Origin of the sequence: Pseudoalteromonas sp. M58 (genome assembly GCF_042604605.1) — a bacterium.
Classification (GTDB): Bacteria; Pseudomonadota; Gammaproteobacteria; order Enterobacterales; family Alteromonadaceae; genus Pseudoalteromonas; species Pseudoalteromonas tetraodonis.
The window spans coordinates 690,266-705,196 of record NZ_CP152391.1; the positions used below are offsets into that span (position 1 = coordinate 690,266).

Here is a 14,931-nt window from a genome sequence, read left to right on the forward strand (position 1 = left end):
GTCTTGTACTTGCCTTTCCTTTTGCAAGTGGGGCTAATATAGCCCCTCTTTATTTAGTTTACCTTACAGTAAGGTGAACGTTTTATTACAACCTAGGGGCATGTAAACCCCCTTTACAGCGATTTTTGATTTACCCAAATAATCTCATCTGTTGCAAAACCAAGCGCTTTTACTTGGCTTAAAAACTGCTGCTTGAGCTCTTTACTCACTGTAGGTGTTCTCGATAAAAACCATAAGTAATCTTTGCTATAACTGGTAATAAAGGCATATTGATAATCAGGTTGGTCGAGCTCAAAAATAATATAGGCACCATAAAACGGGCCAAAAAATGACACTTTAAAATGTCCTGTATCGGCGTTTTCTACAAATTTAGCTAAGCCTTCAGCTTCGTCCCATTTTTGTTCTTTACTAATAAACCCTTTGTTTAATACCTTTACCGTTCCATCATCGTTAATTGAATAAGTGGCTGTTACTTGCTCCATTCCTTGTTCAAAAGAGTGGTCTAATCGTGCTATTTCATACCACTTGCCTTGGTATTTCTCTAAATCAAAGTTTTTAACAGGGGTTATTCCTTCGGGTGCGCTGGTACAGGCACTGAGTAAAAACACGGTGGTAATAAATAATGCGGTTTTAAAAGCGAGTTTCATGTTGTTTCCTTTTCTTTAGAAATTGCTATAGGATCGCCTTAATACTAAAGCAATTTAAAGAACTTAGCATGAAAATTTGGGTTGATGCTGACGCTTGTCCGGTGGTAATAAAAGAAATTTTATTTAGAGCCGCAGAGCGTACGCAAACAGAAACAATACTGGTTGCAAATCATGCCATGCGCATCCCACCGTCAAAATTTATTAGCCGACTACAAGTGTCATCGGGCTTTGATGTGGCTGATGATGAAATAGTAAAACGGATTGAAAAAGGCGATTTAGTGATCACAGGAGATATTCCACTGGCAAGTGAAGTGATTGATAATGGCGGCCAAGCACTTAATCCGCGCGGTGAGCTTTACACCACTGAAAACATTCGTTCATTACTAAATGTACGCGATTTTATGGATACTATGCGCTCAAGTGGCGTAGAAATGAGTGGTGGGCCGCCTCCATTAAGCCAAAGTGACAGACAAAACTTTGCTAACAATCTTGATCGTATTTTAGCGCAAAATAAGAGCAGTTAAAGTGAGCAGCCAGTTAATAGGGTTAGGTGATGACTCATTCAGTGTTGCTGTGTATATAGCAAAAGCGCCCCCTATGCCTTACTTTGAAACACTTGCGCAGCTAGAGCCTGTAGTTAGTGGGCAAATAAATAGCATAAACCAGCACTGTGGCAATGGCTGGCGAAAAGTTTTTAATGTGTACGCCAAAGTGTTATTTGCGCTGCCAAGCGAGTATTACTCATTTGCTAAACAAGCAGTGAGTTGGCAAGCATATCGAGATGAGCTGTTGTTACAGCAGCATAGCGGGACTGCATTACTCTTTAGTGCGCCGGTGCTCACTGAGCATAAAAATCAATTGCACATTATAGCAGGGCGAACTCACGCTAAAAACTTGATACAACAAGGTAAATTAAACGCCCAATTTAATTGGCTTGATGATGAGTTTGCTATAGATAAAAGGCAGAATATTATTGTATGCCCCTATTTTGATTATAGGCAGCTGAGTAATATTAAAATTGCCCGTTTGAGTGAATTAGTGGCTCAGTTGCGAATAATCTAAGCCACTTTCGTTTTTTAGGTAAGTGTTACGCTCAGTGTGTTAGCGCTATCAACTAGCATGAGCGAACCCAAAATAAATAGGATGCAGGCCGATGCACGGCCAAATTTTAGTGAGAGCGCCGGATTATTGCTGAGGATTTTTCTGGCACTTACCCCTATTAACCAATATACCAGCGCACAGCCAACTAAATGAATAATGCTGAGTACCAGCAATTGTTCAGTAATAGAAAATGACAGTGTTGGTAAAACAAACTGCGGCAATAAGGCTAAAAATAACAGCATCACTTTGGGATTCAAGCCACTAATTATAAAGCCCTTTCTCATCCACTTTAGAGGCGTGTCTGAGGTGTGTTCTTGGCCATCGTTATAGACTGCAGGCATTGGAGGAAATCGGTACAGTGATACGGCAATCCAAATGATATACAAAGCACCAAATAAGGTTAACAGCTTTATAAAAATGGCATGCGATGCTAATAACGCGCCTAACCCTACCACCACTATTAAACTGGCCATTAAATGCCCAAGTATTAACCCCGCTACTGCAGGAATGATTTTATCACCCGCTATACCTGCACTGATTGTATAAGCCCAATCGGCACCGGGGGTAAGTACAAACAAGATTGATACCAGCCAAAAAGAAAAAATAATATTAATATCCATACGTATCCATGCGCTAAAACCCAAAATAAGTGAGCTGCTATTTTATTTCTTTCTGATGAGTAAAAGTTACTGTATTTTACTGACATAAGCGTTCATTTTAGGAAATAATCAACTATGGATACCATAGATAGGAAAATTCTTGCTGAGTTGCAAGTTGATGGCAGGCTCACCCTTTCTGAATTGGCTGATCGTGTTGGGCTAAGCGTGTCACCTTGTCATCGTCGTGTAAAAGAGCTTGAGAAAAGCAAAGCAATTGTTGGCTACAGAACTGAAATATCACCTGAAAAAGTGGGTTTAAACTTTTCTGCGTTAGTATTTATTACTATTAAAGAAGGTGATAAAGCGTCATTAAGCAAATTAGAGCAAGCGGTGGATGCTATTCCTCAGATCACCAATGCACAACGCTTATTTGGCACCCCTGATTACTTATTACACGTCGTTACTAAAGATTTAGCCGCGTTTCAGCAACTCTACGATGACAAGCTATCAGCCTTACCGGGTGTACAACGTTTAACCTCAACTATTGTGATGAAAGATATTGTAAGAGCGCGTAACTTGCACTTTTAACAGGTTATGTTTTACACGAAGTTTAAAAAGTTAAACCGATGACGCTGCAAAGCCCATGGCAGCGGGCTTTGCCTAAATAGGTAAAAATAAAGTGTAAATAAAGCTTGTTATAAAGTGTATTGCTGTTATTCTGCTTGCCATCGGGTTGATAGAAAGCCCTGTTTATTTGTAAGTACCTCGTTGTTATTAGTAATAATCCTTCGCGATATCCTCAAGTTAAATGTTTGTTTTCTTCCTGTTAAACGCCTATTTTAAGGCAAATTTTTTATTATTTTTTTAGGATATTATTATGTCTAATACAACTACTGGTACAGTAAAATTTTTCAATGAAGCAAAAGGTTTTGGTTTTATTGAGCAAGAATCTGGCGCAGACGTTTTCGCACATTTCAGTGCTATCTCTGGCGACGGTTTCAAAACATTAGCCGAAGGCCAAAAAGTACAGTTTACTGTAACGCAAGGTCAAAAAGGGCCGCAAGCTGAAAACATCGTTTGCATCTAAATAGTTTTAATTGATGGGTTAGTGTTAACCCATCAATATTTATAAGTTTGAAAGAAGTTTTGTTTTATTTGTTAGTACCGAGTTGTTTTAGTAATAATCCTACGCGATATCCTCAAGTTAACTATTTTTTCGGCTCAATCGCCTCTTTTCAGGCACACTTTAATTAATTTTTAGGATACATATTATGTCTAATACAACTACTGGTTCAGTAAAATGGTTTAACGAAGCAAAAGGTTTTGGTTTTATCGAGCAAGAATCTGGCGCAGACGTTTTCGCACATTTCAGTGCTATCTCTGGCGACGGTTTTAAAACATTAGCTGAAGGCCAACGTGTACAGTTTACTGTTACTCAAGGTCAAAAAGGCCCGCAAGCTGAAAACATCGTTTGCATCTAATTATAGAGGGAGTGGGCTTTAAAGCGCACTCACTCCGCTTAAACTAGTGTTAAGCAATAAAGCTAATATCATTATGATATTAGCTTTTTTTTTGACAAAAATTTATACAACGTAACCGCTAAAGCCAAGTGCTTTAAAATAAAGCTTTGGAATACCAAATCCACATTCATTCAGTAGTTCACTAAAGCGCATACGATCTAGGGGGTAAAACTCTCTTTCGAGGTTATGCCCCATTTGAGTTTTGCCAGCTTCAGTTAAGCCTAATTGAGCACAGGTGTTTAATTGTGACTCACGCTCAAATGTTGTTTCTGGGCGCATTAAATCAGCAATGTAAAGATTCGCTCCTTTTTTAAGGTTAGTTTTAATGCTTTTAAGAATTTGTTTTTTGTCGCCGTTATCTTCTACAAAATGCATCACCAGTAAACATAATACGGCGTCTGCTTTCGCTTTTACTTTATCAACTGGGCTACATTCAATAGTGACACGGCTATCAATACCTTGCTCTGCAAAGCGCTGTTTTGCAATATCGAGCATATCACTGGAGGTGTCTTGGGCAGTAAACTGCCATTTAGGATTTATTTGTGCTAATGCTAATACTTCCTTACCTGTGCCGGCACCAATCACTAAAATGTGTGCATCGTCGCTTAACGTGGTTTGCAGTTGTGCATTGGTTAGTTGATGAAGTAGCTCATAGCCTGGGACTAAACGGGTAATGCGGTTATCATATTCTTGTGCTTCTTCGCCTTTGAAAGTGGGCATGCTGTCTCCTTAAATTACGTTTATGGTGGAGTATCCACCCGGTTTTTTAGCGACATGAATTTGCGTAGCAACGCGTTCGCTCATTTCACTTACATGTGAAATTACACCGACCTTTCTACCTTGCGCTTGCAATGAATCTAGCGCGTCCATGGCAATACTGAGTGTTTCACTATCTAGTGTTCCAAAGCCCTCGTCAACAAATAACGAGTTAATTTGCACTTTGTTCGAAGATAGTGAGGCAAGTCCCAGTGCTAATGCCAACGACACTAAAAACGATTCACCGCCAGATAGCGTATTGACCGAGCGTTGTTCATCGGCCATATCGCGGTCGATAATGGCTATATCAAGTGACTCAGCAATTGCAGTGAGCTCATAACGCTTGTTAAGGGTTTTTAAATGGCTATTAGCATAATGCAGCAATATTTTGAGTGTTTGTGTTTGCGCTAAATTACGCATTGTTTTACCTGTGGCATCACCTAGTACTTTATTAAGTAAATGCCATTGGTCAACCTGTTGCTTGAGCTGGCTCAGTTCAGCTTGTTTGCCCTCAAGCGCTTTTGCATTTTGGTTGTGCTGCTCAATCGCGGTGTTGATGGTGAGTAAGCTATTTTGCAATTGTGTTTGCTGGGTATTTAAGTGGTTTTGTTGCTCAATTAGCTGTGCTTCGCTTTGCGTTGGCTGATTATTTTGTTGATGCTTTTCATTAGCTTGTTGCTGTTGCTTTAACGCGGCACTGGCATCAACGACTGCTTGCGATAGTTGCTCGCCTTGTTTTAACTGAGTTTTAATATCGTCGTTGCTGATAGTTAGTAAAAATGTGACTTGCTCATGACTGATATCGCCATGAAGGATGTTAAATTCTTTAAACCAGTCGTTGTAACGCGTTTCAAGCATCACTAACTCTTGGTGGTTATCTGCCAGACGATGCTCAAGGTTTTTAAGCGTGATGGCGTGTTCATCGCGCTGTTTTACGGCACTGTCGTGTGCTTGTTGGCTGGCACTTAATTGGTTTTGGCAGTGCTCTAGCTGTGCTGACAGTTTAGCTTGGTAGTCATCGGCGCTAATAGTTTGGTTATCAAACAAGGCTAAGCGCTGTTGCTGCGTATTATTGTGCTGTTGCTGTGTTTGAGTTAATTCTTCATTGAGCGTGTTAACTCGCTGCTCTGCTTTGGTTATAAGCGGTGTTAGTTGTTGTAACTGTACATTGGCGCTGTCGAATTGTTTTTGACTTTGTTCAAGCTGTGCTTGGATTTGCTGATATTGTTCTACCTGCTGAGCTAAATCGCTAAGCGGTAACGAGTCTGCTTGCAATGCGTGCCAAAAATCACTGTGTTCAAAATGTAAATTGAGCTCTTTTATAAGCGCTTCGCTTTGAGTTGCTAGTTCATCGCATTTGTTATTAAGCTGAGATTGCTGATTGCTCAGCTCAACATGCTGTGTATTTAATTGTTGCTGTGTCGCTTGTTCTTTTTTAACTGTGCTTTGCAGCTGGTTAACAGTTTCTTGCAAATTACTGAGCTGTTTTTGCGCCGAAAAATACTGTGTTTTTTGTTCACTTAATTGCTTATAAGTTTCATCAAGCTGCTCAACTGTTAACTCATTAAGCTCGGTTTTAGCCGCTTGCATGGTATTTTTAATTTCCAGCATTTTGGCTTGTGCATCACTAATGGCTTGGCTGTACTGAGCATGCTCTGCCACCAAAACCGCGTGTTGTGTTTGGTGCTGATGAAGCTGTGTTTGAGCATCTTGGTGTTGCTGCTTTTCGTTATTATATGCATTTTCAAAGTCGGTTATTAAGTTTGTAAAAGGTTGGCTTTGATTGCTCGCGAACGGGTGCTCTGTAGCCCCACAAACGGCACACGACTCATTTGGAACCAGTTGTGCGCGTAAATGCTCAACATGCTCACTGGCACGAAGCCTCGCTTGATTAAGCGCTTGCTCTGCGTGTTTAAGTGCCTGCTCTTTGCTGGTTAAATGCGTAAGCAGCGTAGTTTTAGTGTGTTCACTGTGGCTGAGCTTTTCTGCCACATCACGTTGCTGTTGCACCGTGTGTTTTAATTCTTGGTTAAACTGCTTATAGCGTGTGCGCTGATCTTTTAAATAATCAATGTTTTTAAGCTTACTGTCGCATTGTTCAATGTTAAATTGAGCGTGCTGCTGGTTTAGCTTATTTAGGCTTTGCTGCTGCGTTGTAAGCGTTTGCTCTGCTTGTTCGAGTTGTTTATTTTGCTCGCTAAGTTTTGCTGTGAGTATTGTTTGTTGCTCTGCGTGAGCCTGAGCTTGCTGCTGGGTTGTTTTTAGTTGTGTCTGAGTATTAAAAAACTGCTTAAAACTATGATGAAAATAGTTCCAATCAGTTGCCAATGGCTTTAATTGACTCTGCTCGTTCAACCAGTGCTGATGCCCTGTGATTTGAGTTGTGGCTTGCTCTGCACTTATTTTGTTTTGTTGTAGCTGCTGTTGTAAATCACTTAATTGTTGCTGCTCTTTGGTGCTTTGTTGAGTCAGACTTTTTATCGTTTGGTTATATATTGCTAATTGGCTGTCGAGCTCTCGTGCTTTTGCAATCAGAGGCTCTGCCGTTAGCTTTTGTTGTTTTGCTGTATCTAATTCGTTTTGCTGTTTTTTAACGTTACCTGCTTGCTCGGTGATCTGCGCGTTGTGATCAAGCTCGTTTAATTGTTTTATTTGTGTATTTAACTGGCTATTTTGCGCTGTTAAGCTTTCACAGCGCTGGCGGTTATCTTTAATTTCAAGCGCACTTTGCGCTTGTTTCGCTTGCTCCGTTTGCGCTTTAACAGCATTGAGTACGGCATGTGCTTGTTGCTCGTTTTGCTGAGCATTTTTTAATGTCAGCTCCAAGCTATGTGCTTGCTTATACCAATTAACGCCTTGCTCTGTCGTTGCTAAAGTTGTATTAGTGTGTTCAATTTGTTGTTTTAAATCAGCCAGCGTTTGTTGTTTTTCACTCAGCTCATCGTCAGACAATAACGTATAACTGGCTAAACTTGCCGTTAGTAATTCAAATTTATCTTTAATAGCTTTGTTGCGCTCAAATATACGCTGCCCTATTCGACTAAATTTATCGGTGCCAGTCAGGCACTCTAAAAGCTGCGCGCGCTCATCTCCAGTGGCTTTTAAAAAGGCGGCAAACTCATGTTGTGCTAGTAGCACCGCACGCGAGAATTGCTCAAAGGTTAAACCTATTTTATTTTCTATGGCTTTTAAGGTGCCACTTTTGTCAGCAATTAAGGTTTCATCGGGTAGGCTATGTAAAGTATGTTCGGCCACTTTTAGTTTGCCGGTTACTTTTTTATGCGTGCGTTGAATGCTGTAGCGTGCTCTATAAAGTTGTTGATCTTGGCCGCTAAAGTCTACTTCCGCATAGCCTTCCCATTTTCCACGGCGCAATAAATTACGGGCATCGTTAAGCTTTATGTTATCGCCGTTAAAATCAATTAGGTTGCCTTTATCGCCTTTTAAACGGGCAGTTTTCGTATAAAGCGCTAAACAAATGGCATCAAGTACGGTGCTTTTTCCTGCGCCAGTGTCACCTGTAATAGCAAATAAACCTGCGTCTTTGAGTGGTGATGCTAAAAAGTCGATTTCGGCATCAGCAATGGAGGCTAAGTTATGAATACGTACGGCGGTTATTTTCATAGTAGCTGCTCCTGTTCAAGTTCATCAATAACGTCGGTTAATAGCGCTTTTAATTCACTGGGTACGGTTTCTCCGGCCATATCTTTGTCGTTATTAAAGGCTTGTTCTAGCAAATTAATTGGGTTGAGTATTTCTACAAAGCTTAAATCCTCAAATACCGTTTCTGAGGAATTATTCACTTGCTGATCGCGTACTCGCTCTATACCACAAAAGTTAACCTGCTTGCCTTTAAGTGCTTGCTCAATTTGTTCTCGAAAGGTGGTATCGATATCACTTGATTTAAGTTTTACTCGTAAGTAGGGAGCAATGTCGTATTGCTCTGTATCGAGTGCTTTTATTTGCTCACACAGCTGCGCTAAAGGCACACATTCTCCTTCAGGAAGTACAATCACTTCTGCTAAGCGCGGAATGTAAAGGGGGTTTACAGTGGTGTTTAACGGTTGGTTTTTTTGCGCGCTAAATTCAACCACATTTACTTGATGGGTATACTTTCTCTCTGAAAACGACATTGGAATAGGTGTGCCGCTATAACGTATTTGCTCATTTTTAGCCACTAGTTGCGCTTTATGTAAGTGCCCTAGTGCGACGTAATTCGCATGCTTACCAAATACCAACGCTGAAATAGCTTCTTCACCGCCAATGACCAAATTACGTTCAGAGTCACCGGAAATATTACCGCCTTTTGCATGCAAATGACCCATAACAATTAAAGGCGTATTTTCAGCGTTAAGTGTTAGCGCATGTTCAAGAGCAAGTTCATAGGCTTTTGCAACGCCCTGTGCGTAACTAGGGCCATCTTCGGTTTGGCTAAGCGTGCTTATGTCACTGGTGCGTAAAAAAGGCATAGCGAGTACCACAGCGCGTTTATCATCGTTATTAATCGTTATTACAACCTCACTGGGTTTAGCAGGATCAAACCGCCCTACCACATGAGTATCAAACTGGGCTAATAAGGGCTGTGCAGCCAAAATACGATTAGCGGAGTCATGATTACCCGCAATAATAACAACGTGTAATTGTGGGCACTGGGCTTTGGCGTTTTTTATAAATTGATAGAGTTGGTTTTCGGCGTTAGCACTTGGTGTGGCAGTATGATAAATGTCACCTGCAACAAGCAATAAATCGATTTGTTGGTTAACGAGGGTGGTTAACAGCCAAGAGAAAAAAGCATGGTGTTCATGACGGCGATCATGTTCATAAAATTGCTGACCTAGGTGCCAGTCTGAAGTGTGAAGAACTTTCATTTTGCGCTCTTAAAAAACCATAAGAGCGCCAATATACCCAAGGCAATTAAAGATGCAAGTATCGCTTTAGGTTAAAGTATACCAAGCTATAAAAATAACGGGCAAAGCAGCGAGCGCGATTGTTAAAGGCCACTTTAATGCTTTGGCTTTTTTAGCTTGTAATACTTGCAGTGCATTAGTTTCATTACAAGCAGCGACTTTATCAATATACAGGTAGCCTGAGTTTATATACTGCTTACAATTTTGCACGTCTGCTGGTATTGCAATTAGTTTTTGCTGCTTTTTTAGGACATAAAAATCCATAAACTCACCACACTTGTTACGACTAGTTAGAACAAAAAATATTTGAGAGAAACGCTAAAAAAATGCTCTCAAATTAAAAAAGTGGGCGATTCTAATTACAAACCATAGTAAAGATCAACCTAAAACTGCGTTATTTAGCTTTTTTAATGAAAATAGCTGTGTTTTTTGCTTTTATCTCTACTTTTAGTGATAGCCAGTCTATTTTGTAAACCCCCTTTACAGTTTTGTTTGGCGTATTAATTGCCTTTGTTTTTTTATTCAATTTCTGACGAAATGTCCGTTCTTTTTTGTTGTATAAAACGCTATTTATTGTATTTACAAAAAGGTGGGGAATATCACCCTATAAAAGCAGGGTTTTATCGCTATTTTATTGAAGCTAAGCTGTAAATTTGTCACAGTAGCGTTACTAAAATCGATCAGGATTAACAATGAAGAAAAATTTATTTACACTGAGCGCGTTTGTATTGCCTTTGGCAATGGCAAGCTCTGTGCTTGCCTCATCTGTTGAGCAAACTAAAGGCAGCTATGTTGATAAGTTTCGTCAACTAGATGAAGCTTTACCTACGCCTAACGTTTACCGCAGTGCAGCTGGTGCCCCTGCTGAAAATTATTGGCAGCAACGCGTTGATTACGATATTGATGTAAAGCTTGATGAGCAAAAGCGTCGCTTAACGGGGAGTCAAACAATTGAATATAAAAATAACTCCCCGCATACATTAAAGTATTTATGGCTTCAGCTTGATCAAAATATTTTTAAAAATGACTCAATTGCAGAAACCACGCAAACATTTAAAAGTACCCTACAAAACGAACCAGATGCAAAACCAGCTAAGTTAAGCTTAGGTGATTTACGTCGTCAGCAATTTATGGACGATAATGAACTGGGTTACACCATCAGCAATGTTAAAGATGAAGATGGTAAAGCGCTGCGCGTGACTGTGGTTGATACCTTAATGCGCATTGATTTAAATACGCCACTTAAACCCGGTAAAGATGTTGAGTTTAGTATGGACTTTGCGTTTAACCTCGTTGAAGAAGACGCGGTAGGCGCACGTGCAGGTTACGAGCATTTTGAAGAAGACGGTAACGATATTTTCTTAGTTGCACAGTGGTTTCCTCGCTTAGCGGCTTACACCGATTACGAAGCATGGACAAACAAACCGTTTTTAGGCAGTGGTGAGTTCACTTTAGAGTTTGGTGACTACGATGTTGAAATTACGGTTCCTGCGGATCATATTGTATCGGCAACTGGTAAGCTTGATAACCCAAGCTCGGTATTGACCAGCACTCAGCGCAAGCGTTTAAAAGAAGCTGAAACAGCAAAACGCCCTGTGTTTGTTGTTACCGAAGAAGAAGCGCTCGAAAACGAAAAAGCCGGTACAGACAAAACAAAAACATGGCATTTTAAAGCAGAAAATGTTCGTGACTTTGCTTGGGCATCATCACGTAAATTTATGTGGGATGCTAAAGGTTACCAGCAAGGTGGTGATGAACAACCACTCGTTATGGCGATGTCGTTCTTCCCTAAAGAAGGTGGCGACTTATGGAAGAAATACTCAACTGAAGCGGTTGTACACACGATGGAAGTGTATTCACAGTATTCATTTGATTACCCATACCCAACTGCGCAGTCAGTTAATGGCCCTGTAGGGGGTATGGAATACCCAATGATCACTTTTAATGGCCCACGTACAGATTTACAAGACGATGGTACACGCACTTACTCTCAAGCAGAAAAACGCTTTTTAATTGGTGTTGTTATTCATGAGGTAGGTCATATCTACTTCCCAATGATTGTAAATTCAGATGAGCGCCAATGGACTTGGATGGATGAAGGCTTAAATAGCTTTTTAGACGGTGTTGCTGGGCGTGAATGGGATCCAACCATTCCATGGGGCGTTGAACCACGTGACATTGTTGCTTACATGAAGTCAGAGACTCAAGTGCCTATCATGACGCAATCAGACAGCGTGCTACGTTTAGGCCCTAATGCCTATACTAAACCTGCTGCGGCATTAAATATTTTACGTGAAGTGATTTTAGGGCGTGAATTATTTGATTTTGCCTTTAAAGAGTACGCTCAGCGCTGGAAGTATAAACGCCCTACTCCCGCTGATTTTTTCCGTACTATGGAAGAAGCCTCAGGTGTTGATTTAGATTGGTTTTGGCGTGGTTGGTTCTACACCACAGACCATGTTGATATCTCGCTTGATAAAGTATATCAATTACGTTTAGACACCAAAAATCCAGATATTGACTTTAAACGTTTACGTGATATTGAAGCTGATAAGCCAAGTTCATTATTTGTTGAGCGTAATCGCGCTGAAGGTAAAAAAACGTGGGTTGAACAAAATCCAGATGTGACAGACTTTTATGACGAAAACGATCGCTTTACCGTTACAAACAAAGAGCGTAATACGTACAATAAGTTTTTAAAAGGCTTAAAGCCGTGGGAGCGTAAAACACTTGATCGCGCGCTTGAAGAAGACAAAAACTACTACGTGATGGAGTTTTCAAACCTCGGTGGCTTAGTGATGCCAATCCTTTTAGAGCTAACGTATGAAGATGGCACTAAAGAGGAACGTTATATTCCTGCAGAAATTTGGCGTCGTAATCACAAAAACGTACAAAAGCTGATTATTACCGACAAAAACAAACCGCTTACCTCAGTAACGGTTGATCCAGGCTGGGAAACAGCGGATGTTGATGTAGAAAATAACCACTACCCACGTCGTATTATTCCTTCGCGTATTGAAGTGTATAAACGTGAAAAGAGTAAGGCAAAAGTAAGCCGCGATATTATGCAAGATATCAAAACAGAGCTGAAAAAAGACGAGCCAAAAGACGAAAAAAATAACGACGAGGATCAATAATAATGCGTTTTTTGCTTATTATTGTTTGTTTTTTAATTGCTGCGCCAAGTATGGCGCATCAATTAAAATCATCCGTTACAACGGTGTTATTTAATCAGCGTACGCACAATATTGAATTGATGCATCGTTTTTATTTACATGACACAGAGCATGCTGTTGGTAACTTGTTTAAAGGCAAAGTGGATATTATGAGTAACAAGCGTGACCAAAAACGCTTTGCCAAGTATGTTGAATCTCATGTTGCCTTACAAACCTTGAGCGGTGAGCCCCTCACTCTTAATTATGTAGGTGCACAAGTGGATGGTAAGTTTTTTTGGGTGTACCAAGAAGCTGCTATTCCCGATGAGATTGAGGGCATTAGAATGAGTCATGGTGCACTGCGTGATTTGTGGCCTGCACAAGTGAATATGGTGAATGTTGAAGGGCGAGGACAGATAAAAACCTTAAACTTTAGCCAAGACGATACCTGGCTTGAAGCGAAATTTGAGCCGAAATAACCACTATTATTGCGCACCTTTAGAGGGTGCGCACTTTCCTTTATAGCTGATCGAGTTAATTAATTGCATCGTAAAGTCTTTACTATACCAGTTATACAAACCCAAACTATTACGTTATCAAATGAGCTATAATTAAATTTCAATGGACTGAGCTGTTTTTTATATGTTTATTGATATACTTTTTATTAAAGGTTTAGATAACCTAAGCCAAACCTAGCATACTGAGCTAATTATTTAGCGCAAGGAATGAAATGAAAACGCAAATTGAGGCAATCAAAGGTGTTATTTTTGATTTAGACGGAACTTTAGTATCTTCAGAATTAAACTTTTCATTGATAAAAGCCCAAGTAGGTTGCCCTGCAGAGCAAGACTTACTCGATTACATAGAACAACTGCCTTCCCCCTATATGCGTGAAGAAGCAATGAATATAGTGCATCAGCATGAGTTGTTAGATGCACAATCGGCTAAGCTTCTACCTGGCGTTGTAGAGGCTGTTAAAGCGCTACAAGCTAAAAACATACCTATGGCCATTGTTACACGTAATTTTGATAAGGCGGCGACATTAAAGTTACAGAATAACCCGCTACCAATAGAAACAGTACTCACCCGAACAGACGCACCAGCAAAACCCGATCCGAGCGCTTTATTAACGGTTGCAACTCAATGGGAAATGCCGGTTGATAATGTGATTTATGTTGGTGATTATTTATACGACATACAAGCGGCGCACAATGCTAATATGCGTGCCTGTTTGTATGCACCTGATGTGACCCCCGGGTATGCCGAACAAGCCGATTTTGTTATTCATGCATTTGATGAGTTGGTGTCGTTAGTTGAAAGTTACGCTGAAAAAGTTGAGTTATGTTAAATTGAGCTTTGTTTTATTTATTTAATGACATAATGGGTATTATTTAAATAATACCCAGCTGCTTTTGCACAGCATAGCATATTGAACCACTAGCCCAATACGGTTTGAATTGGTAAAATATCGCAAACCAAATGTATTCAATAGAGGCACAAGATGGGCAGAGCATTTGAAGTCCGCAAAAGTTCGATGGCTAAAACAGCCAACGCAAAAACTAAAGTAAATTCGAAGTACGGTAAAGAAATTTACGTTGCAGCCAAAAGTGGTGAACCCGATCCCGATGTAAATCAAACATTGCGCCGCTTAATTGAAAAAGCAAAAAAAGACCAAGTTCCTGCGCACGTAATCGAAAAAGCAATTGAAAAAGCAGCCGGCGGGGCAGGGGAAGATTACTCTTCAGCCCGTTACGAGGGTTACGGCCCTGGTAATTGTATGGTGATTGTTGACTGTTTAACCGACAACCCAAACCGCACAATTAAAGATGTACGTTTACCGTTTACTAAAACAGATTCAAAAATAGGTACGCCTGGGTGTGTTGCACATATGTTTGATCACCTTGCTGTTTTAGGATTTGCGGGCGATGACGACGAAGTTGTGTTAGAAGCCCTCATGATGGCTGACGTTGATGTAACCGATGTAGAAGCCGAAGATGGCAAGGTATCGGTGTTTGCACCGCATACTGAGTATTTTAAAGCTAAAACGGCACTGGAAGAGGCATTTGAAGGCATTAACTTTGAGGTTGATGAAATTACCTTTGTGCCACAAGTACATGTTGAAATCACTGATGAAGAAGTTATTGCCAACTTTGATAAATTTATCAATATGCTTGAAGATTGCGATGACGTACAAAATGTCTATCATAACGCGACTATTAAAAATTAATTCGTAGTGATTTGAATAG

15 protein-coding genes are annotated in these 14,931 nt (G+C 40.3%); 9 read left to right on the top strand and 6 right to left on the bottom strand.

Going from position 1 to position 14,931, the window contains the following annotated elements; all coding sequences use genetic code 11:
• Window positions 1-113 precede the first annotated feature (113 nt).
• Window positions 114-647, bottom strand: coding sequence for a lipocalin family protein (locus tag AAGD16_RS18300; protein ID WP_262976780.1), 534 nt, complete (start codon window positions 645-647; stop codon window positions 114-116).
• A gap of 68 nt (window positions 648-715) precedes the next feature.
• Between AAGD16_RS18300 and AAGD16_RS18305 the strand changes: the two genes are divergently transcribed.
• Together AAGD16_RS18305 and AAGD16_RS18310 are read left to right on the top strand one after the other, a co-directional pair.
• Window positions 716-1,171, top strand: a complete 456-nt coding sequence (locus AAGD16_RS18305) for a YaiI/YqxD family protein (RefSeq protein WP_008110780.1) — start codon at window positions 716-718, stop codon at window positions 1,169-1,171.
• 1 nt (window position 1,172) lies between these two features.
• Window positions 1,173-1,709 carry a DUF6942 family protein gene (locus tag AAGD16_RS18310; protein ID WP_377115693.1) on the top strand — a complete coding sequence of 179 codons (537 nt, stop codon included), beginning with the start codon at window positions 1,173-1,175 and terminating at the stop codon, window positions 1,707-1,709.
• Between the two features lie 14 nt (window positions 1,710-1,723).
• Here the strand turns inward: AAGD16_RS18310 and AAGD16_RS18315 are convergent, their stop codons facing one another.
• Window positions 1,724-2,368 (bottom strand): LysE family translocator, encoded by a 645-nt coding sequence (locus AAGD16_RS18315; protein ID WP_377115696.1) that lies wholly within the window; start codon window positions 2,366-2,368, stop codon window positions 1,724-1,726.
• Window positions 2,369-2,482: 114 nt separating this feature from the next.
• On the opposite strand from AAGD16_RS18315, the gene AAGD16_RS18320 reads away from it, so the two are divergent.
• The 3 genes from AAGD16_RS18320 (at window position 2,483) to AAGD16_RS18330 (ending at window position 3,828) form a co-directional block, all read left to right on the top strand.
• Window positions 2,483-2,935 carry an Lrp/AsnC family transcriptional regulator gene (locus tag AAGD16_RS18320; protein WP_013462814.1) on the top strand — a complete coding sequence of 151 codons (453 nt, stop codon included), beginning with the start codon at window positions 2,483-2,485 and terminating at the stop codon, window positions 2,933-2,935.
• A gap of 289 nt (window positions 2,936-3,224) precedes the next feature.
• Window positions 3,225-3,434: a cold-shock protein gene (locus tag AAGD16_RS18325; RefSeq protein ID WP_008463923.1), complete on the top strand. Its 210-nt coding sequence runs from the start codon at window positions 3,225-3,227 to the stop codon at window positions 3,432-3,434.
• 184 nt (window positions 3,435-3,618) lie between these two features.
• Window positions 3,619-3,828, top strand: coding sequence for a cold-shock protein (locus AAGD16_RS18330; RefSeq protein WP_007377377.1), 210 nt, complete (start codon window positions 3,619-3,621; stop codon window positions 3,826-3,828).
• Between the two features lie 102 nt (window positions 3,829-3,930).
• Here AAGD16_RS18330 and AAGD16_RS18335 read toward each other — a convergent pair whose 3' ends face one another.
• From AAGD16_RS18335 to AAGD16_RS18350, 4 genes are all read right to left on the bottom strand, one after another.
• The gene (locus AAGD16_RS18335) at window positions 3,931-4,587 is read right to left on the bottom strand and encodes a class I SAM-dependent methyltransferase (protein ID WP_016899984.1); all 657 of its coding nucleotides are present in this window, start codon (window positions 4,585-4,587) and stop codon (window positions 3,931-3,933) included.
• A gap of 9 nt (window positions 4,588-4,596) precedes the next feature.
• The gene (locus AAGD16_RS18340) at window positions 4,597-8,247 is read right to left on the bottom strand and encodes an AAA family ATPase (RefSeq protein WP_377115701.1); all 3,651 of its coding nucleotides are present in this window, start codon (window positions 8,245-8,247) and stop codon (window positions 4,597-4,599) included.
• Entirely contained in the window at window positions 8,244-9,491 is a 1,248-nt protein-coding gene (locus AAGD16_RS18345; RefSeq protein WP_377115704.1) for an exonuclease SbcCD subunit D, read from the bottom strand. The genes AAGD16_RS18340 and AAGD16_RS18345 overlap by 4 nt, the downstream gene beginning before the upstream one ends.
• Window positions 9,492-9,557: 66 nt before the next feature.
• Window positions 9,558-9,794, bottom strand: coding sequence for a hypothetical protein (locus AAGD16_RS18350; RefSeq protein ID WP_013462818.1), 237 nt, complete (start codon window positions 9,792-9,794; stop codon window positions 9,558-9,560).
• Window positions 9,795-10,222: 428 nt separating this feature from the next.
• Between AAGD16_RS18350 and AAGD16_RS18355 the strand changes: the two genes are divergently transcribed.
• The 4 genes from AAGD16_RS18355 (at window position 10,223) to AAGD16_RS18370 (ending at window position 14,912) form a co-directional block, all read left to right on the top strand.
• On the top strand, window positions 10,223-12,667 hold the full coding sequence (locus tag AAGD16_RS18355) for a M1 family metallopeptidase (RefSeq protein ID WP_033103223.1): 2,445 nt from the start codon (window positions 10,223-10,225) through the stop codon (window positions 12,665-12,667).
• Window positions 12,668-12,669: 2 nt separating this feature from the next.
• Complete coding sequence (locus tag AAGD16_RS18360) at window positions 12,670-13,164, top strand: DUF6702 family protein (RefSeq protein ID WP_016899988.1); 495 nt, start codon at window positions 12,670-12,672, stop codon at window positions 13,162-13,164.
• Between the two features lie 251 nt (window positions 13,165-13,415).
• The gene (locus AAGD16_RS18365; RefSeq protein ID WP_138686596.1) at window positions 13,416-14,033 is read left to right on the top strand and encodes an HAD family hydrolase; all 618 of its coding nucleotides are present in this window, start codon (window positions 13,416-13,418) and stop codon (window positions 14,031-14,033) included.
• Window positions 14,034-14,186: 153 nt separating this feature from the next.
• On the top strand, window positions 14,187-14,912 hold the full coding sequence (locus AAGD16_RS18370; protein WP_013462824.1) for a YebC/PmpR family DNA-binding transcriptional regulator: 726 nt from the start codon (window positions 14,187-14,189) through the stop codon (window positions 14,910-14,912).
• Window positions 14,913-14,931 lie beyond the last annotated feature (19 nt).